Annotated in this window: 19 protein-coding genes; 13 read left to right on the top strand and 6 right to left on the bottom strand. The window is 29.6% G+C overall.

Features of this window, described 5'->3' with window-relative positions; all coding sequences use genetic code 11:
- The first annotated feature begins 110 nt into the window (after positions 1-110).
- From ACREVU_RS12635 to ACREVU_RS12645, 3 genes are all read left to right on the top strand, one after another.
- Entirely contained in the window at positions 111-5,552 is a 5,442-nt protein-coding gene (locus ACREVU_RS12635) for a diguanylate cyclase (RefSeq protein WP_431551952.1), read from the top strand.
- 169 nt (positions 5,553-5,721) lie between these two features.
- On the top strand, positions 5,722-8,973 hold the full coding sequence (locus tag ACREVU_RS12640) for a DEAD/DEAH box helicase (protein ID WP_431551953.1): 3,252 nt from the start codon (positions 5,722-5,724) through the stop codon (positions 8,971-8,973).
- Positions 8,974-9,038: 65 nt separating this feature from the next.
- On the top strand, positions 9,039-9,476 hold the full coding sequence (locus tag ACREVU_RS12645; protein WP_431551954.1) for a DUF2383 domain-containing protein: 438 nt from the start codon (positions 9,039-9,041) through the stop codon (positions 9,474-9,476).
- Between the two features lie 35 nt (positions 9,477-9,511).
- On the opposite strand, the gene ACREVU_RS12650 is transcribed toward ACREVU_RS12645, so the two are convergent.
- The gene (locus tag ACREVU_RS12650) at positions 9,512-10,219 is read right to left on the bottom strand and encodes a tetratricopeptide repeat protein (protein WP_431551955.1); all 708 of its coding nucleotides are present in this window, start codon (positions 10,217-10,219) and stop codon (positions 9,512-9,514) included.
- Between the two features lie 186 nt (positions 10,220-10,405).
- Here ACREVU_RS12650 and ACREVU_RS12655 point away from each other — a divergent pair, with 186 nt between their 5' ends.
- From ACREVU_RS12655 to ACREVU_RS12675, 5 genes are all read left to right on the top strand, one after another.
- On the top strand, positions 10,406-10,795 hold the full coding sequence (locus ACREVU_RS12655; protein ID WP_431551956.1) for an NUDIX hydrolase: 390 nt from the start codon (positions 10,406-10,408) through the stop codon (positions 10,793-10,795).
- Between the two features lie 242 nt (positions 10,796-11,037).
- Positions 11,038-11,181, top strand: a complete 144-nt coding sequence (locus tag ACREVU_RS12660) for a hypothetical protein (RefSeq protein ID WP_431551957.1) — start codon at positions 11,038-11,040, stop codon at positions 11,179-11,181.
- Positions 11,165-12,331 carry an ABC transporter permease gene (locus ACREVU_RS12665; RefSeq protein WP_431551958.1) on the top strand — a complete coding sequence of 389 codons (1,167 nt, stop codon included), beginning with the start codon at positions 11,165-11,167 and terminating at the stop codon, positions 12,329-12,331. The genes ACREVU_RS12660 and ACREVU_RS12665 overlap by 17 nt, the downstream gene beginning before the upstream one ends.
- The gene (locus ACREVU_RS12670; RefSeq protein ID WP_431551959.1) at positions 12,324-13,019 is read left to right on the top strand and encodes an ABC transporter ATP-binding protein; all 696 of its coding nucleotides are present in this window, start codon (positions 12,324-12,326) and stop codon (positions 13,017-13,019) included. Before ACREVU_RS12665 ends, ACREVU_RS12670 begins: the two co-directional genes overlap by 8 nt.
- 217 nt (positions 13,020-13,236) lie before the next feature.
- Positions 13,237-14,343: a DEAD/DEAH box helicase gene (locus tag ACREVU_RS12675; RefSeq protein ID WP_431551960.1), complete on the top strand. Its 1,107-nt coding sequence runs from the start codon at positions 13,237-13,239 to the stop codon at positions 14,341-14,343.
- Positions 14,344-14,422: 79 nt separating this feature from the next.
- Here the strand turns inward: ACREVU_RS12675 and ACREVU_RS12680 are convergent, their stop codons facing one another.
- Positions 14,423-15,667: an HlyC/CorC family transporter gene (locus ACREVU_RS12680; RefSeq protein WP_431551961.1), complete on the bottom strand. Its 1,245-nt coding sequence runs from the start codon at positions 15,665-15,667 to the stop codon at positions 14,423-14,425.
- A gap of 234 nt (positions 15,668-15,901) precedes the next feature.
- Here ACREVU_RS12680 and ACREVU_RS12685 point away from each other — a divergent pair, with 234 nt between their 5' ends.
- Complete coding sequence (locus ACREVU_RS12685) at positions 15,902-19,297, top strand: ATP-binding protein (RefSeq protein ID WP_431551962.1); 3,396 nt, start codon at positions 15,902-15,904, stop codon at positions 19,295-19,297.
- Between the two features lie 82 nt (positions 19,298-19,379).
- On the opposite strand, the gene ACREVU_RS12690 is transcribed toward ACREVU_RS12685, so the two are convergent.
- A complete protein-coding gene (locus ACREVU_RS12690) occupies positions 19,380-19,997 on the bottom strand; it encodes a TlpA family protein disulfide reductase (protein ID WP_431551963.1) in 618 nt (205 codons plus the stop codon).
- A gap of 67 nt (positions 19,998-20,064) precedes the next feature.
- Positions 20,065-20,769, bottom strand: a complete 705-nt coding sequence (locus ACREVU_RS12695; RefSeq protein ID WP_431551964.1) for a cytochrome c biogenesis CcdA family protein — start codon at positions 20,767-20,769, stop codon at positions 20,065-20,067.
- Between the two features lie 355 nt (positions 20,770-21,124).
- Between ACREVU_RS12695 and ACREVU_RS12700 the strand changes: the two genes are divergently transcribed.
- The 3 genes from ACREVU_RS12700 (at position 21,125) to ACREVU_RS12710 (ending at position 23,578) form a co-directional block, all read left to right on the top strand.
- Positions 21,125-22,051: a DUF2156 domain-containing protein gene (locus ACREVU_RS12700; RefSeq protein WP_431551965.1), complete on the top strand. Its 927-nt coding sequence runs from the start codon at positions 21,125-21,127 to the stop codon at positions 22,049-22,051.
- Between the two features lie 109 nt (positions 22,052-22,160).
- Complete coding sequence (locus tag ACREVU_RS12705) at positions 22,161-22,709, top strand: GNAT family N-acetyltransferase (protein ID WP_431551966.1); 549 nt, start codon at positions 22,161-22,163, stop codon at positions 22,707-22,709.
- A 20-nt stretch (positions 22,710-22,729) separates the two neighbouring features.
- Entirely contained in the window at positions 22,730-23,578 is an 849-nt protein-coding gene (locus ACREVU_RS12710; RefSeq protein ID WP_431551967.1) for a DMT family transporter, read from the top strand.
- Positions 23,579-23,655: 77 nt separating this feature from the next.
- Here the strand turns inward: ACREVU_RS12710 and ACREVU_RS12715 are convergent, their stop codons facing one another.
- Both ACREVU_RS12715 and ACREVU_RS12720 read right to left on the bottom strand, forming a co-directional pair.
- A complete protein-coding gene (locus ACREVU_RS12715) occupies positions 23,656-24,342 on the bottom strand; it encodes a DUF1287 domain-containing protein (RefSeq protein ID WP_431551968.1) in 687 nt (228 codons plus the stop codon).
- A gap of 303 nt (positions 24,343-24,645) precedes the next feature.
- Positions 24,646-24,861 carry a hypothetical protein gene (locus ACREVU_RS12720; protein ID WP_431551969.1) on the bottom strand — a complete coding sequence of 72 codons (216 nt, stop codon included), beginning with the start codon at positions 24,859-24,861 and terminating at the stop codon, positions 24,646-24,648.
- Positions 24,862-25,415: 554 nt separating this feature from the next.
- Here ACREVU_RS12720 and ACREVU_RS12725 point away from each other — a divergent pair.
- Positions 25,416-26,807: an amino acid permease gene (locus ACREVU_RS12725; protein WP_431551970.1), complete on the top strand. Its 1,392-nt coding sequence runs from the start codon at positions 25,416-25,418 to the stop codon at positions 26,805-26,807.
- The last annotated feature ends 127 nt before the right edge of the window (positions 26,808-26,934 follow it).

Raw genomic sequence — 26,934 nt, forward strand, 5'->3', positions numbered from 1 at the left:
AAAAGGAAGCACACAATATATTTAAAAACTAATTATGGCACTATAGAATATGCAAATGATATGTTATAATGTCAATAACTAGATATTTGCAATGAGGGAAGTGTCATAAGATGGATTTAATTAACAATAGATATAGGGTAATCACAAAGTTGAGTCAAGATAGGATTAAATCTTCCTATCTTGTTTCTGATGTTATAAATAATCATGAAAAAATGCAGTTGAATATTATTAATTCTGAATTTGCATCAGAGTATCTGATAGATTTTTATTCATCTGAGTTTACAACACTTACAAGTATAAACCATGTAAATATAAGTAGCGTGTTTGACTTTGGATTGGTTCACACTATTGATAATAAAAAGACTAGCAGAAGTGAGTACTTCTATACAAATGATTATATAGAGAATACTGTGGAGCTACATGAGTTGACTTATAATTTAAATGAAAATGAAATTTTGAATATATTTATGCAACTATGCTATGTAATGAATTATTTACATATTAGAGGTTTTGTTTATGGTGAACTAAATACTAACAATATAATGATTTCTGAGGTGGATAATAATCACAAGGTTATTCTTGTAGATTTACCAACTATAGAAATTGAAAAGCCAGACTATAGTCGTAATAAAGTAGGCCAACTTAACTTTAAATCTCCTGAGCAAATGATTGATAATAAACCAACAATAGTAGGAGATATATATTCAATGGGAATAGTTCTTCTTGCACTTTGTAAAATTGATGTACATCAAAAATTTGATATATATCAAAGCATTATGAAACTGGAAAATACAATTAAAAATAAATATAAAAATTGTCCTGAAACATTGGGATTTTACAAGAACGCAATAACAATTATAAAAAAGATGACAGAACAAAATTTAAAGTATCGCTATAGTACAATAAATGAAATAGTGGAACACATTAACAAACTTTTCAATACTAAATATAGCGCTTATATAATTGAAAATATTGAAAAGTTGAATTTCAATACAAAAATAGTAGGTAGAAGTACTCAAATTAACGAAATAATAAGTGCTTATGAGAACTTAAGTGCTCCAAGTACTTTAAATAAAATTATTCTTGTTCATGGTGAGCAGGGAATTGGTAAAACCAGACTCTTAAAAGAAATTGAACATTTGCTTTATATTAAAAAAGCTAATGTATATTCTAGCTTTGCCATAGAAAATTTTCAAGGTAAAAGTAATAAGGCATTTGTAGATATATTAAAAAAAATAGTATATATGTGTGATGAAGAAATAGTGAAAAGGTATCAAAGTGAATTAATAAAATTTATTCCGGAACTTGGTCTGGAAAATAATATTGTAGCATCGGAATCTTTAGTAGGCGAAAAAGAAAAGTACAGGTTAATTAGTAGAATATATAGCTTTGTTGAAGAGGCAATGTATAATAAACCTACTATTTTTATAATTGATAATGCTCATTGTTTAGATGAATTTTCATTGGAACTTTTAGAATATGTAAATGTGCAAAAGCAAAATGAGCAAAATATAATGATCGTTTTATCTTATAGTACTGGTGATTACTTTGAAAACAATAAGCATCAGCAATTATTAAATAAAAATTCTAACAATTTGAATCTCTATTTAAACAATTTAAATAATGAAGAAACTGCTATTATGCTTAAACAAATACTTAGTATGCCTAAAGTTCCTAGTAAATTTGGCAAAATAATTTATGCTAAAACTTATGGAAATCCACTATTTGTGGAAGAAACACTAAAAGAGTTCGTAGCTAAAAAAATTATTTGCATAAACAAAAATAATGGAAAGTGGCAAACTCCTTTTGAAACCTTTGATGAAATGCCAATTGCCATAACAATGGAACAAGCACTATTGAATCAAATAAAGGAAATTAGTAGTGAAAGCTATGAAATTTTAAGTACTATAGCTATCTTTAATACTGCTGTTTCAATTGAAGTTATTGAAAAACTTTTTATTGGCACTGAAAAGAAGATAGAAATTTATATTGAGAAACTGTGTTCTAAAGGAATACTTATTAAAAAAATTGAAGATATGGGGTTTGTTTTTGATTTTAATAATAAGGTGCTTAAAAATCTAATATATAATAGGCTAAGTGAAGATGAGCAGAAAGTTAAACATGAGATTGCAGCTTCTGTTCTAGAAAGTTTATTTGAAAATGAGGGTAGAGACAATAAAGAAGAGCTTATATATCATTTAGAAAAAGCTAAGGACAAGCATAGAGTTGTGAAATATTGTATAGAAGTTGCAGAAAAAATGAAATCATTTAGAATAATGGATGAAGCCATTGCTAAGTATGAAAAAGCTTTTTCTATGTTATCCGATGATGAGGATCAAAATCAAAAGGTTGAGATTCTTATTCAGATAGGAGATATTTACTCAGATACAGCAAACTTATCAGGGGCACTAGAAACCTATAAAAAAACATATAGATATTCAACTAATTTAGTAGAAGAAAAACTTCAAGTTGATTGTGCTAATAAAATAGCATATATATGTATGATAAGAAACGAAGTAGAAAAAGCACTTGAATATATAAAAAAGGCTGAGAAACTATTGTTAAATATGAAATATATGGAGGGCTACCTTGAAAATAAGAGGATTCTTGCCAACATATATACTGCAAAACAGGAATATGATAAAGCTTATGAAATATGTACTAAATGTATAGAAAAATGTGGCGATAATTATATAAAGTACAAAGGACTTATGTACAATAATCTTGGAATTATATATAAGGAAACTTCTAGAGTGGTTGAAGCTCTTGAGTGTTATAGAAAAGGACTCGTGTATTTTGAAGAAATAAATTACCTGGAAGGCATGAGTCGTTGTTTAAATAATCTTGGAGTAATTTATGGAGATCATTATCAAGACAACGAAGCAGCTATTGGTTATTATAATAAACTTTTATCAATTTGCCAGGAAAATAATATTGTGGAATTAGAGTTAATTGCTTTAGTTAATTTAGCAACTTGTTACTGCGATAAGTTTAATTATAATACCTCATTGAAATATTTTAAAGACGTGCTTGAAAAGTCGAAAAGTATGGAATTTGAAAGTAATATATTTTATATTTACAATTACATTTCTTATGTTTCTTTAAAAATGGGAAATAACAAGGATGCTTATGAATATTATTTACTAGCACAAAAGGAGTTAGAACAATATCCTATTCAAGGTAAAGATATTTCTATATATTATCAAATGGGAGCAGAACTTTATTATGGCATAGGGAATATTGAAAAGGCTTACGATTTAATTAAAAAAGCCCTAGATATATATAATAATAATGGTACAACTCAAGATAATAATAGTGGATTATTATTGTTTATATTAGAAATTCATAGATTAGAAAGAATAGAGGATGTAACTGAAAGTATTCAAAATATAATGGCGCTAATTAATGGAAATAAGAATAATACAAATAAAGCTAATGCATTATATGAAATTTGCATTGCGTTGTATGAAAGTGGATATGTGCACCAAGCTACTGATTTATTTGAAGCCCATGCTTTCAAAAGTGAAGATATTTTAGTTGAAGTGGTGAATATTAAAAGATTATATTTAGAGGGACTAATATATTGTGATAAAAGGAAGATAGACAGCTTAGCGCTAGCTTTGGATTTATCTAAAAAAGTTAAGAATAAATATTTTCAATGGAGAATATGTAGTGCAATTGGAGACTATTATTTTATTAATCAAGATTATTTTTATGCAGTAAACTATTACTTTGAAGCTTGTGAGATAATTAAAAATTGTACATTACAATTGCCAGAGCGGTTAAGAATAAATTATATTAATGCTTATAATATGATGGGGCCCTTTAACATGATTAAAGGAATGAGTAAGACTAATGCACGTAACAAAACTTCCAATTTTGTAGAGGATAAAATTAAAATTTCAAACAATGATGACTTAGCAATACTATTTAAGTACACAGCATTTAATAAAATATTAAATAGTAAAAGTTTTGTTGAGTCTGCTCAAAAAATATACAGTGCCATTTTGCCAGAGGGGATTCACAATATAAACGATATAATTACTAATATGTGTGAGGATCCACTTCAAACATTAGACGTGATTACAAAACTTATTTCAAGTATAGTGCTATCTACTAGGAGTGTAATTATTTCTGAGTCAAATGATAATGAATGCTCAGTTGTTGCTTCTAGTGATGGGAATCATGATATAGGGGACATAAAATTAATACTGCAAAGAGTACGGGAAACTAAGAATTCTGTATTAGTTAGTAACACGTTTAATAGTACAAAAAATGTTGAATTAAGATTTATACCAAGTGGTATGAAATCTATAATGTGTATACCTATTGTAAGGAAGGAACATTGCTATACAGAAAATTCTAAGGGCCCAGTTAAAAGAGACAATGAACCATTTCAAATAGAAAATATAAAAGGCTATTTGTATATGGAGTCTGAAAGAGTACTAAATAATTTTAATGAAGTGAGTTTGAATAAATGTTTAGACTTAACTTCATTTATAAGTTTTATTATGGAAAACTATTTACTTAAAATCAGTTCTTCTATCGACAAACTAACTGGGACTTTGACAAGGCGTTTCCTGGAGGAAGCACTATCAGATAATGTAGAAAAGGCCAGTGGGGCTACTGGTGTGTTTTCTATAATCATGTTTGATTTGGATAATTTCAAAGGAGTTAACGACAGGTTTGGACATCAAACAGGAGATCAGGTACTTCGAGATGTTTGCAAAATTGTTATGGACTCAATTAGAAAGATAGATGTGTGCGGACGATATGGTGGGGAAGAATTTATAGTTATTTTACCTGGAACTGATGTGAATATCGCAAGTGGTATTGCGGAAAGAATAAGACAAAACATTGAGAATAAAAAAATACTAGGATCTAAAAGGGAACTAACTATAAGCATGGGTATTGCTACTTATCCTAGTCATGGAAAATGGAAACAAGAATTGGTAGAAAAAGCTGACCAAGCATTATATGTGGCTAAGGCAAATGGTAAGAATAGATGCCAAATCTGGGAAGACAAGTTTTTAGGTAAGGCAAAGGGTACTAATAAACTGTCTGGAATAGTATCAGGGAATGTAGTTCAAGATTCAAGAAATGTACTAGCCATGGTAGAACTAATTGAAATTATTAAGGCGGAGTCAGATTTAGAAACCAAAATATTCAATGCACTTGGAAGAATAATTGAAACCACTGAAGCCCAAAATGGTATGTTTTTTATTGTTAATGAAAATGAAATTTGTGAAAAGTTTGGGAGAAAAATTTTCAAGGAAAATTGGACTTCAGTTAAAGGCTATAGTGGAGATATCATAAGGTCTGTAATTAAAGATAAGCAAGGTAAATGTTTAATAGATTGGGACTCTATAATAGACTATGATTTAGTAACTGGGATGCCCAATTGGAATTCTGTTTTAGCCATTCCTATAATTAAATCAGGGGTTGTTCGTGGAATACTTTATTTAACTGCTCCTATTAAAAATAAGGAATTTAAGTTTGAAGATTTAAACTTTGTGAATACTTTGGGACAGTTATTAGTAGGGATGCTGTAGTATGTATAGTTTTTAATATTTAAAAATGGTTTATTTAGATGATTTCAGTTGTGATAGCCATTTAGGAAAGAATATAGAACGCAAGTTTTATGTTCTTTCTTTTTTTATGGTATAATTAAAGGATTATAAAATTTAAATAATTATAAAATTTAAATGCTAAGGAGAAAATATGTTGAACGAAGATATGGTATTACAAATATTTAATGAAGGAACCAGTGGTAAAAATCATGCTAGTGGTCAAAGGGTCCTTAATAATGATTTGGTTTCTTCTGTAGACATTACAAATGAAGATAAATTAATATGTATAGAGGGCAATGTTATTTCAGAGAAACTTTTTAATGAATATCACACAAAAATAGAGATGGATGCAGTGAGAAGGAGTATTTTTACTACTTCTTGTAGCTGCGCAGATTTTGAAAAAAATGAATTTAAAGTAGAAAATTATTGCTGCAAACATCTAGTGGCAACATTTTATAGTGCAGTAGAGGATTTAGCTAAGCATCCTCTTTTAATGGAAGAAGATGCCATAAACCTTGGTATAGTTAAAAATAGTAGCAATGTACTATCTATGCTTTTAGGGGATGAAAAGTATAAGGATGAAATCAAAATTGAGGTTTACATAAATAAAAATCAATGGACAAATGCTCTTACAGCTGAGTTTAAAATAGGGTTAACCTCTATGACTTCCAGCAATCTTTATATTTTAAAGGATATTAATCATTTTTTATTAGCCTATTATAATAAAATCCCTATAAACTATAGCAAAAATTACAATTTTAATATTGTAAATCAAAGGTTGTCTACTAAAGATAAACGGCTTATAGATTTTATAGAAATGTTAAAGACAATGGAGTTAACTCAAAAATACGTTAACAGAAGAGAAGAGCGATATATAGACGGTAAGAACGTTAATATTCCTAAATATTTAACAAGACAATTTTTTGAAATTATAATTAAGCATAGAGTATATTTAAATGAAGGCTTTTTTTCTAGGCCTATAGATACAGAAATTTTATATGATGCTCCTGCGCTAGATTTTGATTTGAAACTAATAAAAGATAGTTATGTGCTTAAGTCAACAAATGGAATGCCAGTTGCACTAGGTTCTAAGAATGATGTTTTTTTGTATGGTAGCAATATATACCTTCCAGATTATGATTTTTGCTATAAGATAAATCCTTATCTCCAAGTTTTTAATGAGGCAAGGGTAGTAACTATGACAAGTCTTGAGGAAGAAAACATATTAAGAAGACTTATACCAGACCTCAATTTTTTATCACCAAGGGTCACTTTATCCAAGTCTATAAAAGACAAAATAGTAATGGGTAAGTGTGGATTTAGTTTTTATTTTGATAAGGAAGGGAAAGATATTACCCTAACATTTAAGGTGAAGTATGGAAATTTTGAGTTTAATGTTTTTGAGGATTGCAATGAAAAAATCATATATAGAGAATCTAAAAAAGAAACTCAGGTTATTTCCACTTTGAAATCTCTAGGTTTTGACGAAATAAAGAATAAGTTTTATTTCACAAGAGGAGAAGATTACATATTCAAATTTTTCAAAAGTGAGGTAGGAAAACTTCAAGACATAGGTGAAGTATATTACTCTGAAAATTTTAAAGGTATAAAATCACTTGGGACTAAAGGTATTAGTGGAGATATTAAAAGCGGAAAATATAATTACTTTGAAATGGATTTTAAAATAGGAGATATTGAGCCAAGGGAAACTACAAATATACTAAGAGCCTTTAGAAACAGTCTTAAATATTATAAACTAAAAAATGGTGAGTTTCTTGATTTGGAGGAATTAGAGCTTAATAAATTCTTGAAGCTCTTAGATGTTATTACCCCCTCTCATATTCAAAATAATCATATTGAAATAGCAAAAAGTAAGGGAATTTTTTTAGATGGTTATTTAGAAGAAAATAAAATTAGATACATAAAAGGTAAAAAAGAGCTAAAAGTAATAAAAGATAAGCTTAAAAATATAGAAAAGTTGAACTTTAAAGAGCCGGTAGATTTAAAGGGGGAGTTGAGGGGATATCAAAAGGTTGGATATAATTGGTTTAAAACCTTAGAGTATTTAGGGTTTGGAGGGATACTCGGAGATGAAATGGGTCTTGGTAAAACCATTCAAGCTATTACTTTTATATTAGCCAGTAAGGGGAGTAAGACTTTGATTGTAGCACCTACATCCCTAATATACAATTGGATAAGCGAATTTGAAAAGTTTGCGCCCAGGTTAAAGGTAGCTGCTGTTAATGGGATAAAAGAAGAGAGAGAAGAAATAATTAATAATTTTAAAAATTATGATGTGATTATAACTACTTATAACTTATTAAAGAGGGATGCAGAAAGCTATAAGGCATTAGAATTTGATTATTGTATATTAGATGAGGCTCAAAATATAAAAAATCCAAAATCTCAAAATGCCATAGCTGTGAAAGAGATAGTTGCCAGGGCAAAATTCGCATTATCTGGTACACCAATAGAAAATTCTCTTATGGATTTATGGTCTATATTTGATTTTATAATGCCAGGTTATCTGTATGATGAAAAGAGATTTAGTGTAAGATATCATAAAAAGTTAAAGGAGTGTCCGGAGATATTAGAGGATTTGAACAAGCTTATAAAACCTTTTATTCTGAGAAGAAGAAAAAAAGATGTTTTAAAGGAATTACCTGATAAAATAGAAAAACAATTAATAGTAAATTTAGAGGAAGAACAAAAAAAAGTCTATAAAACCTATGCAAACTATGCAATGGAGCTGATTGAAAATAAGGTGAAAAATGATGAGTTTAAAAATAGTAAAATAGAAATACTATCTTATATAACAAAGCTAAGACAATTATGTCTTGATCCTACGGTGCTTATGAATGATTATAGTGGTGGAAGTGCAAAGATAGAGGCACTAGTGGAACTCCTTGAAAACAGTATAGAAGAAGGGCATAGAGTCCTTGTTTTCTCCCAATTTACCTCTGTTCTTAAGAATATACAAAAGAGACTTAGAGTGGAGAAAATATCATTCAGTTACTTGGACGGAGCGGTGCCTTCAGAAAAGCGAATGAATTTAGTTGAATCTTTTAATGGTGGCGAAAACTCTGTGTTTTTAATAAGTTTAAAGGCTGGAGGAACAGGCCTGAATTTAACCTCTGCGGATGTAGTAGTTCACTTTGACCCCTGGTGGAATCCAGCAGTAGAAGAACAGGCAACTGATAGAGCGCATAGAATTGGTCAAAAACATGTGGTAGAAGTGGTAAAGATTATAGCTAAAGGAACTATAGAGGAGAAGATTTTGTTACTCCAAGAAGAAAAGAAAAAACTTATATCCTCTCTTATGGGAGATGAACTATCAAGTGGAGAAGGCTTTGCAGCTTTAAGTGAGGAAGAGATATTTGGATTGTTTGAGATGAAGGAATAATAGTGCATAATATAAATACGAATAATGTAATTAACAAATGCTCACAATAAACTTGAGGTGAGAGTATGAATAACGTAATAGAAATGAACAAATTCTTAAAAGGTATACACATGGGAGGTACTACCTTTAAAGATTATCTCCGTAAAGCTAAAAATCCAGAGCTTAAAAATGAGTTAGTAAAGATTATAGAATCTTTTAAAAGTCATGAAGAAGCTGTTACCAACAGGATAGAAATGCTAGGTGGCAATGCAGCGGATACTCTTGGAATAATGGGTACCATGGCAGAATTTTTCGAAAAAATTAAACTTATATCTGTAAATACTGATTTGGAAGTGTGCCAGAATGCTATAGCTGCTATAGAAATGGGGATAACCCAAGGAGAAAAGTTTATAGAGGAGAATAAGGATTTGGATACTAGTCTAATGAAAGAAGTAGAGGCTGTTGTAGCTGACTATGATAATCATTTAAGGAAAATACAAGAAATAATAAGAACATGCAAGTAGTAAAATGCTCCTGCTTATAAAGCAGGAGCATTTTACTACTTAGTACCTATATTCATATTTTTTAAAACTGTATAGTGACATTTATACCATTCATTATTAGGTTCTATTTTGTAGGCTTTTTCTGCAAATCGCAATGCAGCTACACTATTTCCTAGTGCCATATATACTTCAGACATTCCAAAATATGCAGCACTTTTATCTAAATCAATTTCAATGGCTTTAGAATATATTTCAAGAGCTTCTTTTTTACTATGTAATGAGAGTAATGCGCTAGCTTTGCCGCATAATGCATCATAAAAATCAGGAATTAATTTCAGGCAATTATCATAGCATGCTAAAGCTTTTCTAAAATCATTAAGAAGAGTTAAGAACTCTGCTTTTTTTAAATGTATGGTGCAATTTGATTCATCAATTTCTAGAAGCTTTTCACAATAATAGACGCATTTATCAAAGTCACCAGTTAAATCGTTAATATCAATTAATTTCCAGTAACCTTTTGGATCACCAGGAAGTAAGTTTAAATATGTTTTTATGCATTTTTTTGCTTCTTCCACTTCATACATTTCAATAAGAGATTGACATTTGACAAGATAAACTTCTGGATACTCTTTATTTAAGAAAATGGCCTTATTAAAGTCTTTGAATGCTTTTTCAACCTCTCCATCATTAAAAAGTCCTTTTCCTCTCTCTATATATTCTTTTATTAGAGTTTCATTATTGCATAAATTAATATTATTTTTCATCAATCTACTCCTTTCAAGTTGGAACACACATTACAATTATTGACACATAATAAAAGAGTATACATGTATTGTGTATAAAGTTCTGACTTGTTATTTGTATAGATGTGTCATATAATATTTTTATGTATTATATGAGCTTTTAGAAAAATAAGGAAAGTGATAAATTTATGTTGGGGGGAAAATAATATGGGGCAAATTGTAAAATGTTCAATAATAATTTGTGATGATTTTAATGGAGTACTCATCGCTGCAAGGGGAAAAAAGAAATCACCAATAGTATGGGGTATTTTTGGTAAAGAGATGAAAGGTAAAGAGACTACAGAAAAATGCATTTCTAAAGCAATAGATAAGGATTTAAATTGCACTATATTTGATATGATGCCATTTAAAGAATACATTTTAGATGAGGGCAATGGAGATATTTCGCTAGTTTATACTGGAAAGTTAAAACACTATATAACTAAGCACAAAGACATAAATCAAATTAAGTGGATTACTGAAAGAGAACTTAACTTGTATGATTTTTCTGGTGGGGAAAAAGAGATATTATCAGATTTTTTTAAAAGTACTAAATAGCTAATAACTCTTTTGATAACTGAACCATAGAATAATATTTTTTAGAATAATACATAGAACTAGCAAAGTGTACAACATCACTTTACTAGTTCTTATTTAATTTATCCTAAAAAATGGATGCCACTTGCCATGTGGGTGGCACTTGTTTAAAGAAAATATTTTTTTGAACATATGTAAAATTAAAAAAGATGTGTTAAGATATAAACGTGTAATATATGTGATTTGATAATATAGATTATTTGTTGAAAAAAACTATTGGAGACAGAGGTCATTCTTTTAGAAATAATCCTGCAGCTCTTAAAAATAGCAATGCAGATATGGTTATAGATAATTTCGATGACATAAAAAAATTGCAAAAGGAGAATCAAAATGAAGTTACCATTTAAAATTGCTGTAAGATTTTTAAAGTCCAGTAAGGGACAAACAATTCTAATAACTACAGGTATAGCCATTGGAGTATCGGTACAAATTTTTATAGGCTCACTTATACAAGGATTGCAAAAGAGTCTTATAGATAAAACTATAGGGAATTCTTCTCAAATTACTGTTACATCTACTAGAGATGATAAAACAATAAAAAATTGGGAAGAGAAGATATCCCAAATAAAAGAGACAGATTCCAGAATAGAAAAAATATCGCCTGCGGCTGATTCATCTGCATTTTTAAAATATAAAGATAAAACTGCTCCAGTAATTGTACGAGGATTAACCTTAGATCAGGAAAAGGAATTATATAATATAAAATCTAAAATCTATGAAGGTAATATTCCTGAAAAATCATCCGAAATATTAATAGGCAAGGATTTGCAAAAGGAATTGAATTTGAAAATTCACAATAGGATATCGTTAATTACTCCAAGTGGAGAAGTCAATTCTCTTATTGTAAGTGGGTTTTATGATTTTAAAATAGCTAGTATTAATAAATCATGGATAATAACAAAGCTTAAAACCTCCCAGAGTATATTTGGGTTTAACAATAAAATAACCTCTATAGAAATGCAATTAAATTCAAAAGATGTCTTCAAAGCAGATGAAATTGCATTATTAGTAAAAGATAAATTATCCGATACTAATATAAAAGTTGATAATTGGAAAGCCCAAAATGAAGAATTACTCGGTGGACTTAATGGACAAAGTGTTTCAAGTTTAATGATTCAAATTTTTGTGCTTATATCTGTAACACTTGGAATTGCAAGTGTGCTTACCGTAACGGTAGTTCAAAAATCTAAACAAATTGGAATACTTAAAGCTATGGGTATAAAAGATAGAGATGCCAGCAAAATTTTCTTGTATGAGGGGTTTTTACTGGGTATTGTAGGAGCAATTCTTGGAATAATTTTTGGAATTACACTAATGGTGGTTTTCACTAAATTTGCTGTGAATCCTGATGGGACATCTATAATACCACTTTATTTAGATTATAAGTTTATTGCAATATCAGGGTCAATAGCAGTAGTTTCAGCATCCATAGCTGCTCTTATACCAGCAAGAAGCTCGTCAAAACTAGAACCAATTGAGGTGATTAAGAATGGCTAATATTATTACATTAAGTAATATAAATAAAATTTATGGATCAGCAGTAAAGACACAGGTGCTATTTGATGCGAATTTGAGTTTTGAAGAAGGCTCGTTCAATTCTATAATAGGCCAATCAGGAAGTGGTAAAAGTACACTGCTAAATATTATGGGGACCTTAGATAAACCAACTAGTGGTGAGGTTTATATTGATGGGAAAAGAACAGATAAAATGAAAAAGAATGCATTAGCTATGCTTCGTAATAAAGCTATAGGCTTTGTTTTTCAATTTCATTATTTACTGCCAGAATTTACTGCTAAAGAAAATATACTTATTCCATATATGATGAATAATCCAAAGCCCTCTAAGGAAATCATTGAGAGAGCTGAGGAATTCATGAATTTGGTGGGGATTTATAACGTAAAAGATAATTTAGCAATTAATATGTCTGGAGGACAGCAGCAAAGAACTGCTATTGCAAGAGCTTTAATCAATAATCCTAAAATAATACTTGCAGATGAGCCAACTGGGAACTTAGATTCGCAATCAACTGAGAATATCTACACCATACTTAGAGATATAAATTCAAGATTTAAGACAACTTTTATAATTATTACTCATGATAGAAGGATAGCTGAAAAAACGGACAGGATAATAGAGATAAAAGATGGAAGAATAAATATGGATATTAATACAAAAGAATTATAAAAATGAAATGGGTATTCTTATGAAAATTAAAGCAATGATATTATCACTAGTTGTAGGTGCTACTTTAATAAGACATAATCAAAGTACATAGTAAATCAGCTAATCCATTGAATAATTAATTGGTCAGCTGATTTTTTTAATGCCACTTGCCACTTGGGTGGAACCAATGGTATAATAAACTGATTAAAATATGTTTAAAATAGAAGGGTAAATAACAATGATAAAATTTAAAAAGCTAGGTCTTAATGATGATATTTTAGAAATGCTCAAAATTCAAGGGATAAGTGAGCCAACTCCAGTTCAAGAACAAAGTATTCAATTGATAAAAAATGGTAAAGATATTATAGCTGAAGCGCAAACAGGAACGGGAAAAACCCTTGCATTTTTACTTCCAATGTTTGATAATATGTCGGCTGATATAAATACAATTCAAGGATTAATAGTTACACCTACAAGAGAACTTGCAATACAGATAACTGAAGAAGCTAAAAAACTTGCAGTAGGCAAAAACTTAAATATCTTGGCAGCCTATGGTGGCAAGGATATAGGTTCACAGCTAAAAAAGCTAAAAGGAAATATTCACTTAGTCATTGCAACACCAGGAAGGTTACTAGATCATCTTAGGCGAGGTACAATAGAACTTGATAAGCTTAAGACCTTTGTAATAGATGAGGCAGATCAGATGCTCCTTATGGGGTTTAAAAATGATATTGAAGATATTATTTCTAAAACACCAAAAAATAGACAGACACTATGTTTTTCAGCAACAATGGGTTCGGATGTAAAAAAAATGGCATACAAGTATATGAAGGAACCTATAGAAATAATAATTAAGAAAAAAGAAACAACACTTACAAACATAAAGCAGTTCTTAATAGAGACTACGGATAGAACAAAACAAGAAGATTTATGCACGGTACTGGATCAGGATAATCCATTTATGGCTATTATCTTTTGTAGAACTAAAAGAAGAGTTGATGATTTAGAAATGGCTCTGTATAAAAAAGGTTACAATTGTAAAAAATTGCATTCTGATATAACTCAATCAAAAAGAGAAAAAATAATGAAAGAATTTAAACACTGTGATATTCAGTATCTAATTGCCACAGATGTAGCAGCTAGAGGGCTTGATATAAATGGAGTTAGTCATGTTTATAACTACGACATGCCTGAAACTGCTGAAGCATATATACACCGTATAGGAAGAACTGGAAGAGCCGGTGAAGAAGGATATACATATTTATTTGCAGCTGCAAAGGATAAATATTTTTTGGATGCTATAGAAAAGAAAATAAAAGGTCAAATTCCAAGAAAGATTTTGTAATGAACATAAATTGCATAACATTATTTTTTCTATTAAAAAAGTACATAAGCATTATGCTTTATGTACTTCTTTAATTATATTAAGTTATAATTTTTAGTTTTACTATACGATTTTTACTTGTGTTTTGTATAATGAATTTTGTATTATTATAAGTTATTGTCTCGCCTGTCTTTGGAAGTCGTCCATGGATTCCTGTAACGAAACCACCTATAGTATCAAAATCATCTGATTCTATATTGAGGCCTATCATTTCATTAACCATATTTATTCTTGTATTACCAGCTACAATAAATTCATCTTCTTTGACAACCTCAATTTGATCTGTATCATCATCGTATTCATCGTCTAAATCTCCAACAATTTCTTCTACTAAATCTTCAATTGTGACAAGTCCAGCAGTGCCACCATATTCATCTAATAAAATTGCTATAGGTACTCGTTTTAAACGCATGTCTGCAAACAAATCCACTGTGCTTTTAAATTCATAGGTAAAATAAGGTATGCGCATATGTTTCTCTATAGTGAATTTTTCTATTTCATCTTCAAAGAAAATTAAATCCTTAAGGTATAAAACTCCAATAATATTATCAATAGTATCTTGAAATATAGGAAGTCTAGAAAATTGTTCTTCCTTGAAAATTTTAATAAGTTCTTCATAAGTTGAGTTTATATTTGCTACAATCATATCAGTTCTTGGAGTCATAACATCTTTTGCTTGTGAATCTCCAAATTCAAATACATTATAGATCATTTGCTTCTCTTCGCCTTCTAAAACCCCTTCTTCATGACTTACACTGACCATAGTTTTTAATTCTTCTTCTGTAATAAAGGGCTTTTGCTTATCGACTTCTCCACCTAGTATTTTTATAAAAATATTTGTTATAAAAATTAATACTATAATAAGTGGATTCAAAATGAAGGTAATTAGACTTATTGGTCGAGCGATTTTTAAAGAAACTTTTTCGGAATTTTGTGCCGCTAATGATTTTGGTGTTATTTCTGCAAAAATTAGTACAAGAACCGTCATTATAGCTGTTGCAATAGCAACCCCTGATGCTCCTAAATACTTAATTGCCAAGGATGTTGCTAGTGCAGAAGCGCCAATATTGGAGATGTTATTTCCTACTAAAATACCACCTAAGAGTTTGCTTGGGTTTTTAAGTAATTTATTAATTAGTGCAGCACCTTTAATATCTGAATCTACCATATGCCTTAATCTAATTTTGCTTAAAGTCATAAGTGCAGTTTCAGAAGCAGAAAAAAATGCTGAAAAACCCAATAAAATTACTAAAGCTATAATTTGCCACGTACCAACGGGGTCCATAATATGTTCACACTCCTTAAGATATAACCTAGAGAAATTATACCATAAAATGAGGGAGTTTCAAATGAAATAAACATTAATATTTAAAGCAATTGTATTATATTGTATATATAGGTACAATATTTATGCTGCTATTTATATATAATCTTTAATATGCAAAATTATATGTTATTATATATGTAAGTATATAACTTTAAAACTTACTATAAGTACAATTCAAAAAGGAGCTAATCCATGGTAAAAATTAAGTCATATAAAAGTAAAATATTTATTTTACTATCTATAACTTTAATCATACTTATTACAATGATTAAAGGAAGTAGTGAAATTAGTCATACGGATAAAAAAGTCCCCTTGGCAGTGAAAGGGGTATTGGACTTAAGAAATTGGGATTTTAAAAAGGATGGCATGATAAAACTTAATGGAGTATGGGAGTTTTATGATAATAAGCTACTTTTACCTAAGGATTTTAAAAGTGAAGATCCCCAGAATGTTACATATGAGTATTTACCAGGTATTTTTGGTAAGCAGGGCTATTGTACATATCGATTGAAACTACTTATGGATAATGAAGAGGATCTTTATTCAGTAAAGATAGAGTTCATACAAAATGCATATGAACTCTGGGCTGATAATAAATTAATAACCTCTGTTGGAACAGTTGGCAAAGATAAAAATGAAATGACACCACAATTAGCACCATCTATTGGTTCATTTTATGAAGAGAATGGAGAAGCCTATTTAATCCTTCGAGTTAGTAATTTTTATAACAAATATGGATATATAGATACACTAGTATTAGGAAAATCAAAAGAAATTATAGCTATGAGAGAAAAAAAAATAGCTTTAAGTTTATTTATTTTAGGATGTAGTATTATGGCTGCTATATATAGTTTTGGAGTGTTCATTAATAGAAAAAAAGATAAGGCTCAATTATATTTTGCGATGGTTTGCATAATAATTTCTATTAGAACATTGTTTATTGGCGAAGGGTTCTTAATTTCATTATTATCAAATTTAGATTATATATTTTCCTCAAAAATAAAAATATGGACTTTTTATGCTTACATTCCCTTTATTATTTTGTTTATAGATAAATCCTATAAAAAAATAATATCACGTAAATTTGTTAAAACATCTAACTATATAGCTTTGGCATATTCTTTAATTGTGATTTTTATTCCAGTTAGATATTATTTATATTATATAGTACCCTTTGAATCATTTGCGCTTTTATCTATTTTATATATGATGTATAAAATTTCAAAATTTTATATAAGGAGAGAGCAAACTGACTATGTGGTTTTGGCAGGTTTATTTGCACTGTTTATTACTAGAATTAATGATATTTTATATGAATACAGTATTATATTCACTGATTCTTTTGCATCGCTTGGCATATTAATATTTATTATTGTAAATTATTATGTTTTAGCAAAACGTCAAGCTAATGAACTTTCCAGTGTGGAAAATATTAGTGCCAAACTTAAGTCTTTAAATAACTTAAAAGATGATTTTCTTGCTGTGACTTCTCATGAGTTAAAGACTCCATTGAATGGAATTATCGGATTAACTGAAGGAATAGTGAATAATAAAGGTGGTAGTTTAGACCTAGAACTAAGGGAAGATTTATTTTTAATAAACTCTAGTGCTAAGAGATTATCTAATTTGGTTAATGATATGAGGACATTTTCTAAACTTAAAAATAACGAAATTATATTGCATAGGAAACCTGTTAACATAAGTAATATGGTAGAAATGGTAATGAAATTTAGTCGGAAATCTCTAAACAATAAAAATATTATATTTATCAATAAAATAGACAAAAATGCACCTTATGTATTTGGTGACCAAGATAGGATACAGCAAATTCTTTATAACTTATTGGGTAATGCTATAAAGTTTACACATGAAGGAACCATAACATTATCCTATGTCATTAAGAATTCATTTTTGGAAATAAGTGTTACAGACACAGGAATAGGAATTCCACAGCACAAGTTTCATAAAATTTTCGATAGATATGAGCAAGTGGATGGAATTCCTGAAAAATATGGTGGTACTGGGGTAGGACTTTATGTAACTAAAGAACTTATTCAAATACAAGGTGGCACTATAGTGGTTTCCTCAGTTATTGGGAAAGGGAGTAAATTTATTTTTACTGTTCCCTTATGTACTGACGAGGACATGGAGAGAAATACACAGGAAAGTAACTATGATGAAAAGGGTGGAGAAGGAGTAGATGAGTATTCCAAGCATCTAGAGTTGAAACCTAATTTAGTTAGCATTTACCCAGAGTACGGTGCAAAACTTAATAACGAAAATATGAATTCAAATAGTAAAGATAAGTATAATATTTTAATAGTGGATGATGAATATGTGAATCGTAAGGTGTTAAAAAATTATTTATCCAAGGATACTTTTAAAGTGTTAGAAGCTTCTTCCGGCACAGAGGCATTGAGGCTGGTAGAAGAAAATGAAAATTTCGATTTAGTAATTCTTGATATGATGATGCCAGATATTATGGGTTATAAAGTATGTGAGATTATTAGAAAAAAACAATCCATTTTCGAATTGCCAGTGTTAATTATGACCGCAGATAATAATTTAGAGCACTTAGTTATTTCATTTGAGTGTGGTGCAAATGATTATCTAAGGAAACCCTTTAATATGCATGAGCTACTATGTAGAATAAATACTTTGATAACTTTAAAGCATTCAGTAGAGGAAGCATTGTTACTAGTGAATGAACTAGGGATTGCTCAAAACCAAGTAAAAGATCTTAGTATTAAAAGTGCTGAAAGTAGTAAGCAAGTTGAAAAACTTTTAGCTTATGATAAGGTGAAAACAGAGTTTTTTGCCAATTTGTCCCATGAACTTAGAACTCCATTAAATGTAATTTGTAGTACAATACAGTTATTAAAATCACTTGATGGGTCAAGAGTGTTAGGTGAGGAAAGGATTAAATATTATATTAATATAATGAATCAAAATTCACTAAGGTTACTTAGACTTATAAATAATATAATAGACACAACTAAAATTGAATCACATTATATAAGCCTTCAATTAAAAAATGGAGATATAGTTTATGTTGTAGAGGAAATATCCCAGTCTGTAGCAGAGTATATAAAAAATCATGGCATAAGTCTTATATTTGATACTGATGTGGAAGAAAAAACGATTGCTTTTGATGAAGAAAAGGTTGAAAGGATTATGTTAAATTTACTATCAAATGCAGTTAAATTTACTGAGAAAAATGGAACCATTTTCGTTAATGTTTATGATAAAGGTGATTTTGTTGAAATACACGTAAAGGACACAGGTATAGGAATTCCCAAAGATAAGCTAAAGTTTATTTTTGAACGTTTTGCTCAAATTGATAAATCTACATCAAGGCAGAATGAAGGTAGTGGGATAGGGCTGGCTTTGGTAAAGTCTCTTGTTGAAATGCATGGTGGGCAAATTCATGCAAACAGTATAGAGGGAGAGGGCAGTGAATTTATTATAACACTGCCAGTTAGAATAGTTGATGCCACGCAAGAAGACAATAACCTTAAAAATAAAGAAGTATTTGAAACAAACTATGAAGAAAATTTATCAATAGAGTTCTCAGATATATATAAATAGCTCTATTGTATAGTAAACCTTAAGCTAAATGAAAAGCCACTGAAAATTTTCAGTGGGCTTTTACAGAGTCTGTTGAGTGAAATTATAATTTGCTAATATTATCTTTCATTTGTTCTAGTGTCAGGCCGCCCTCTGTAGAGTTTACAATATTACCTTCCTTATCAATAAAGAAGGTAGTTGGAATACCACCGATATTGTATTGTGATGCTATACTCTGGTCTGAATCCAATAAAACAGTAAAGTTATATTTATTCTTTTCCATAAAGGATTTTGCAGTGGAATTGTTCTCACCCAAGTTTACGGCTAATATAACTAAATCAGTGTCCTTTGTTTCGATGTATAATTTTTCAATATCAGGCATTTCGCCTTTGCAAGGAGGGCACCAACTTGCCCAAAAGTTTAGAAATACTTTTTTTCCTTTAAAATCACTAAGGGATACTTCCTTACCATCTAAATCTTTTAGTTTGAAATCCAGGGCAGGAATCTTATCATTCTCAAGACTTTTTACAGTAGAAGAGTCAGTGCCTGTAGTAGCATTTTCAGTAGTGGAACTTGTACTTGGTTTTGTAGTATTAGTTGTGGAATTCTCTTTGGTAGTTGCGTTTAAATCCTTAGCTTTGTTTTTGTTATAATTAGTTACGGTATAAATACTTATGCCAAATACTAAAACAACTACTAAGGGCCAAATTATTTTTTTCATAATTAATCCTCCCATTAAATTATTATGCCCACTTATATAAGTAGAAACATTGGCATTTGAAATATAGCTAAAAGTTAAAAAAATTTAAATATTTACTTAAAATATTCACTTTATTTGTGAAAATCAAAATGCCCATTGTAACTAATAGTATTCCACTAATAGTTGATATTACAGGCAAATATTTTGAAATTGTATTTTTGTGTTTTGTAAAACTACCGATAGCAAGGGCGGTCAATATAAAAGGGACAGCAAGACCTAGTGAATATACGGAAAGCAGAAGGACACCTTTTCCTATGGTTTCAAAACTGCTAGCATATATAAGAATGGAGGATAAAATAGGGCCTATGCAGGGTGTCCAACCGGCAGCGAAGGCCATTCCCATAAACACAGAGCCAAACTTACCACCACCTTTACTAAAAGAAAAGAATCTTTTTTCTCTATAAAGTAGTTTGATTTTTAATAACCCTAGTGTGTGAAGACCGAATACTATCATTAAAGAACCACCAATTTTTCTGAAAGTGTTTTGATTTTTAATCAAGAGTTTGCCAAGGGTGGTTATTGAAGCTCCCATCAAAATGAAAATAATAGAAAATCCTATAACAAAACCGAAAGATTTATATAATACATTTAATTTAGCTTTTTTATCATCTAATTCACTAATAGCTGTCCCGGTTAAATAACTAATGTAGGCTGGAACTAGTTGTAAAACGCAGGGAGACAAAAAAGAAAGTAGTCCTGCTGAAAAAGCTAAAATAAGAGAAATATTGTTCAAATATACGTCACCTCCTAGGAAATTTAAAAATCAAGGGCAAGTAAGCCCAGCTTTATATTGATTAATATAATAAAATTATATCATAGCACCATATCATATTATATGAATAATATGATAACATATTAATAAACCATATTAGAACTAAGCAAATATGAAATTCGGTATATATTTTTCTGAAATTGGTTAATATAAACACAGAAAAAAAATTAAGAAATGTTTTCATTTGATGGTATCTATTTTGTAACTATGGTTCATATAAGTATCTACTTGCAAAAAACAAACAAGCAGTATAAAATAATAGATGAATGTAAAAATATGATAATATTTATGGTATATCCTAAGGGGAAAGGTTGATATGATGATTTTTAAAAGACTTACAATAGAGGACAAGAATACATTGGAGCAGTTTATATATCCGTATAAATTCCTAAGTTGTGAATATTCTTTTACAACTTTATATATATGGAGAGAGGCTTGTGATATTTGTTTTACTATTCATAAGGGCGCTCTAATAATAAAGAAAACGGATTTTGAAGGAAGATACTATTTTATGCAACCGTTGGGTTACAAGAAAGAAAATCTTAAAGAAATAATAGATGCACTAATGGTTTATAAGTCAGAAAATAATATGGATTATTTATTTAAGGATCTTGATGAAGGGTTTATGGAAGAAATAAGTGACATATATGATGATGTTACGGATATTTGTATAAAAGAAGATAGAGATAATTTTGATTATTTATATGAGGCTGAAAAGCTTATAAAGCTTTCAGGCAAGAAGCTCCATGGCAAAAAGAATCATTACAATTCTTTTATAAAAAGTTATAATTATGAAGTTAAGGACATTAAGGGTACAGAAATAATAAATGATGTAATAGTTGCAGCAGAAAATTGGTATGAAGGCAATGATGATGACGATAATATGCTTTATTATGAATTGCAGGGAATAAAAGATGTTCTAAAAAATATACAAATTATAAAGAGTAAAGGCATAGCTGTTTATGTAGATGGAAAAATAGTTGCATTTAGTTTAGGTGAAAAATTAAATGATAACTTGGCAGTAATTCATATAGAAAAGGGAGATATGAATTATAGTGGTGTGTACAGCTTTATTAACAAAACTTTTATTGATAGATGTTTTAGTGATGTTAAGATAATTAATAGGGAACAGGACTTAGGAATCGATGGCCTCCGAAAATCTAAATTATCTTATCATCCATATAAATTAGAGAAAAAATTTATTTTTAGTTTTTCTAAATGTTTAGTTAGTGATTTATTATAAATAGATTAGCATACAGCTAATCTATTTTTTTGAGGATAGAGTATTTTAACCACATTTAAGCATTATAGGTGACTATTAATATTAAATAAATTAGAGGGAAGGTAATAGAATGAAAAATTTATTGGTTGGAGAACAAATAAAACTTACTTCTATAAATGAGAAAGATATATTGGAATTACAAAAGTGGCATAACGATGTAGCCTTCATGCGTTATTATGATATTGTAAGTGCAATTCCTAAAAGCATTGAAGATGTACAAGAATTAATTAGTGAAGTAAGAAAATCTAACACAGCTTATATTTTCGCTGTTAAAAATTTTAAACAAGATGAACTTATTGGAGTTACAGGATTTGAAGATATATCTTGGAATAATGGGACTGCTATAATATACATAGGGATTGGTGTAGAAAAACATAGGGGTAAGGGTTATGGAAAGGAAGCTCTTAAATTAACTATGGAGTTTGGTTTTGAGGAACTGAACTTTCATAAAATACAGCTTACGGTACTACAGTATAATGAACCTGCAATAAAATTATATGAGAAATTAGGCTTTAAAAGAGAAGGGGTCTACAGAGAATTTATTCATAGGGATGGCATAAGGTATGATATGTATTTATATGGGATATTGAGATCGGAGTGGGAGAGTAAAGAAAAATAAACCAAAGAAGGGGTGTGCATATGAATACAAAAAATAAAAATCTTACACAAATTCACTTTGCGGTTTTCTTGTTTGGCATGTCAGGAATATTCGGGAAATTACTTTTATTGCCACCTATGATAATTGTACTTGGTAGAGTTTTCTTTTCGAGTGCTTTTTTATTTATTTTTATACTTTATCTTAAGAAAGACATAAAACTGAAAAAGAAAAAAGACTATCTTTACCTAGCAATAATGGGACTTATATTGGCAATTCACTGGTGTGCTTTTTTTAAGTCTATTCAGGTGTCAACAGTAGCAATAGGACTTTTAATATTTTCTACATTTCCTGTGTTTGTTACTTTTCTTGAACCTTATTTTTTTAAAGAAAAAATTGTTAAGCGAGATATTGTAATTGCAATCATTACATTACTGGGAGTAGCGCTTGTAGTTCCAAAGTTTAAGTTAGGTAATAATTTAACGCAAGGGGTTTTGTGGGGAATTTTATCTGGTTTTACTTACGCAGTTCTTTCAATGCTTAATAGAAAATATGTGAAAGAATATTCAAGTGTAGTTATTGCTTTTTATGAACAATTTGTGGCTACACTTGTGTTAATTCCTTTTCTGTTTTTAATAAAACCCGTATTTAAACCTAGGGATATAATATTACTTGTTTTATTAGGTGTTGTTTTTACTGCCATATCTCACACATTGTTTATTAATGGTCTAAAAAATGTTAAAACACAAACAGCTGGTATTATTTCTAGTTTGGAGCCGGTATATGGAATTTTCTTTGCCTTACTTATAATTGGAGAAGTGCCAACCACAAGAGAAATTTTAGGTGGTATCATTATTTTAGGTGCTGCACTTTATTCAACTATAAAATCTTGAAAAATTTATAGAGAAATAGTTTCTATAAAATTATTTTTCTTAGAATTTATTGTTGGTTTAATGTTGATGCTAAATATTTAATTGAATTTCCATCTATAATGAGCATGTATAGGAGCTGTAAAATAAGAAAGTTTCATTGTACTAGCATGAGGCTTAGTATTATGAATAACGTATGGAATACCATTTTTATCTCTTTTATCAGAAATAATAACAATGTGTTCATATCCCTTTGTAAATACCACAATATCACCAGGTTGCCACTGCTTTAAATTTTCATCATTTCTGGATTTAACTTCAGTGGTTAAACTTAGACAGTGTCTACTAAAAAACACGTCTTGATTAGATACTCTTCTAAAATCAATATTGGGATCAGGCTTTTCATCCACTCTAGGATAAAGTTTAGTATTGTTTTTTATATCCTCATCAATAAGAGTTTTCAAATTGATGTTAGCAGATTTAAAACCTCTCCAAATCACATCAGTGCATACACCTTCATTTTCAGGTGGATATCCACCACTATAATAATTACTAATATATTTTGTTTTATTTGTAACTTCATTATTAGCTCCATTAACTATATCTAACACGTCGGCTTTTCCATTTTTGTTGTTATCAACTTTTGAAAAATTTTCAGATACCTGAAATCTGGGTTTGAAGAAGTTAAGAATATACTCATTAATAAGTTGCTTATATGGAATAAATAGGTATACAGAGGTTAGGACTAAAAATATAATTATTAAAATAAAAATAGTTTTTTTCTTCATAATGTCACCTTTCTTAAACCTAATGTGAAATGTAATTAAATTTTTATGTTACTAATGAAAGGATTATGCATCTGTATTCTATGTAAATTATATACAGTTATTATAACATAATAAGACTAAATAACTAGTAATTATAGAATCATATAAATTTTGTTTAAAGAATAAGACAAATAAAAATTAAAAAATTAGCAACAGGGATTGTAAGATAAACTTCCAATCCTTGTTGCTAAAAAATTAAAAAATATATGTGTCATTAATGGACTCTGCAAAAATAGCTAGTTTTCTAAATTAAATCTTATTTTTTTACGAGAATTTCTTATCTTCTGGACTTTCTTTTAAAGGGTCGTCACTATTAATATTAGGTAAATTAGCAATGCCAGACATATACATGTTAGGATTAGTAGATACACTAATCATATTAGATATATTAGACAGGCTGAACATACCGTCATTTAATATATCATCTGCAGACCGAGTATCATTGGGGTCTTCAGTATCTTTAAAAATCTTTTCATTCATAAATATTCTCCTTCCTAATACAGGGACTGTACTAAATATATGATTAGTATAGCTAGTATTTTTTTGATGCCATCATATATTTCCCTTATTAAAAATTATAGTGCCCATTTGATAGTTTACTTATGCTAAACTATCAGATGGGCACTATAATTTCTTATAAATGTTTATTAAATATTGAGTTAAAAATACAACAAATTATTGCAAGAACAGGATTCACTTCTTCACGGCAGGCCAAGAACCTAAAAACAAGCTATTCAATAAATGACCTGAAATTTACGATAAATGCATAAGTCAGATAAAAAAATTCATAAAATAAAATAATTATCTCGTTTTTCTCATAAAAATGTGCTATATTAATATATATTTAAATAATTATATAATTACTTAATTTTATAATATTGTAAATAATTATACAATATACATAGAATGTTGAATTAAGGAATATATATATATAAATAGATATGATTAATTATAGTCTGCAAGTTTTATGGACAATCATTTATTTGCAATGCTATAGCAAAATATTTTATGCACAATAATAAGGAGGGCATATTATGAATAAAATCGATGATGTTAATGATTCGGGAAATGTGAAGCTAAAGAGGGAGCTTGGTCTAGCCGCCGCAACTGCTATAGTTGTAGGAAACTGCATAGGTTCAGGTATTTTTACTTCTGCAGCATCTCTAGCTGCCGCATCAAATCCTAAAACTGCTATGCTTGCTTGGGTAATTACAGCTATTGGATCACTTCTAATTGCATTAAGTTTTGCTAGTCTTGGAACTGCTATGCCAAGAACAGGTGGGCCAATTGTATATACTAGAGCTGCTTTTGGTGATTTTGCGGGATTTTTAATTGCATGGACCTATTGGATAGGTGCTTGGGTAGGAAATGCCGCTATTATAACCGCTTTTATGCTTTATTTCACTTACTTTTTTCCAGCAGCAACAACTCCAGTATTGGCATTTTTAATTACTTCAGCAGTGTTATGGTTTTTCACAATTGTAAATATTCTTGGTGTCAAAGGAGCAGGAATGGTTAGTATTGTAACAACAGTACTAAAAATAAGTGCTTTAGTGGTATTTGTAGTAATTGCAGGCATGCACTTTAACCCTGATATGCTTAGTACAGTTTCTAGTGCTGAGGTTTCAGGAATGGGTACCTTACCAGCAGCAATTGCAATTGCATTGTGGGCTTTTGTAGGTATTGAAAGTGCAACGGTTCCAGCAGGGGAAATTAAAGATCCAGAAAAAAACATTAGAAAAAGCACAATATATGGAACACTAATCGCAGCAGCCGTATATTTAATTGTTTCAATAGTTGCCATGGGTGTTCTAGATCAAGCTACTTTAGCTGGTTCAAAAGCACCTCTTGCAGATATAATTAACGCAGCAACTGGTGGGACTTGGGGTGGAAACTTTATAGCGATAGGTGCTATAATATCCACTTTAGGAGCTACTTCGGGATGGGTACTAACTACTGCTAGAAGTGCATTTGGGGCTGCTCAGGACAAATTGTTTCCTGAAGTATTTGGGAGAGTACATCCAAAATATAAGACCCCTGTTATTTCACTTGTAATAAGTGGTGTTGCAGCGAATATACTTCTTATACTAAACTATGTAGGCTCATTAAATGCAGCCTTTAACTTTATGCTATTGCTTGCTACATTGGCATTTTTGCCTGCTTATGCTTTTGCGGCAGCAGCAGATATAGTGCTTTTAAAGAAACATTCAATAGATTTTAATATTTGGAATTTTTTAAAGAATTCTTTTGTAGCATTACTTGCTTTTGCATATTCTATATATGCAATTTATGGAACGGGCTCACAGGTGGTAATGTATGGGTTTATACTTATGTTAGTAGGTATTCCAGTCTACTTATACATGATGCTTCAAAATAATAAGATAGACAAAAATGTTGACGAGTTAAGAAAAAAAATGTTGAGATAGATATCTTATAGGGTTCTGTTTTAAATAGTAATTAAAGAAAATGCCATTGTAATTTTGAAATTACAATGGCATTTTTATGTTATAATTGGGAATCTGTATTGGTAACTATTAACCTTGGGTGAGTTCA

The sequence above is a fragment of the Clostridium sp. genome, from assembly GCF_050717535.1.
GTDB lineage: Bacteria > Bacillota > Clostridia > Clostridiales > Clostridiaceae > Clostridium_AD.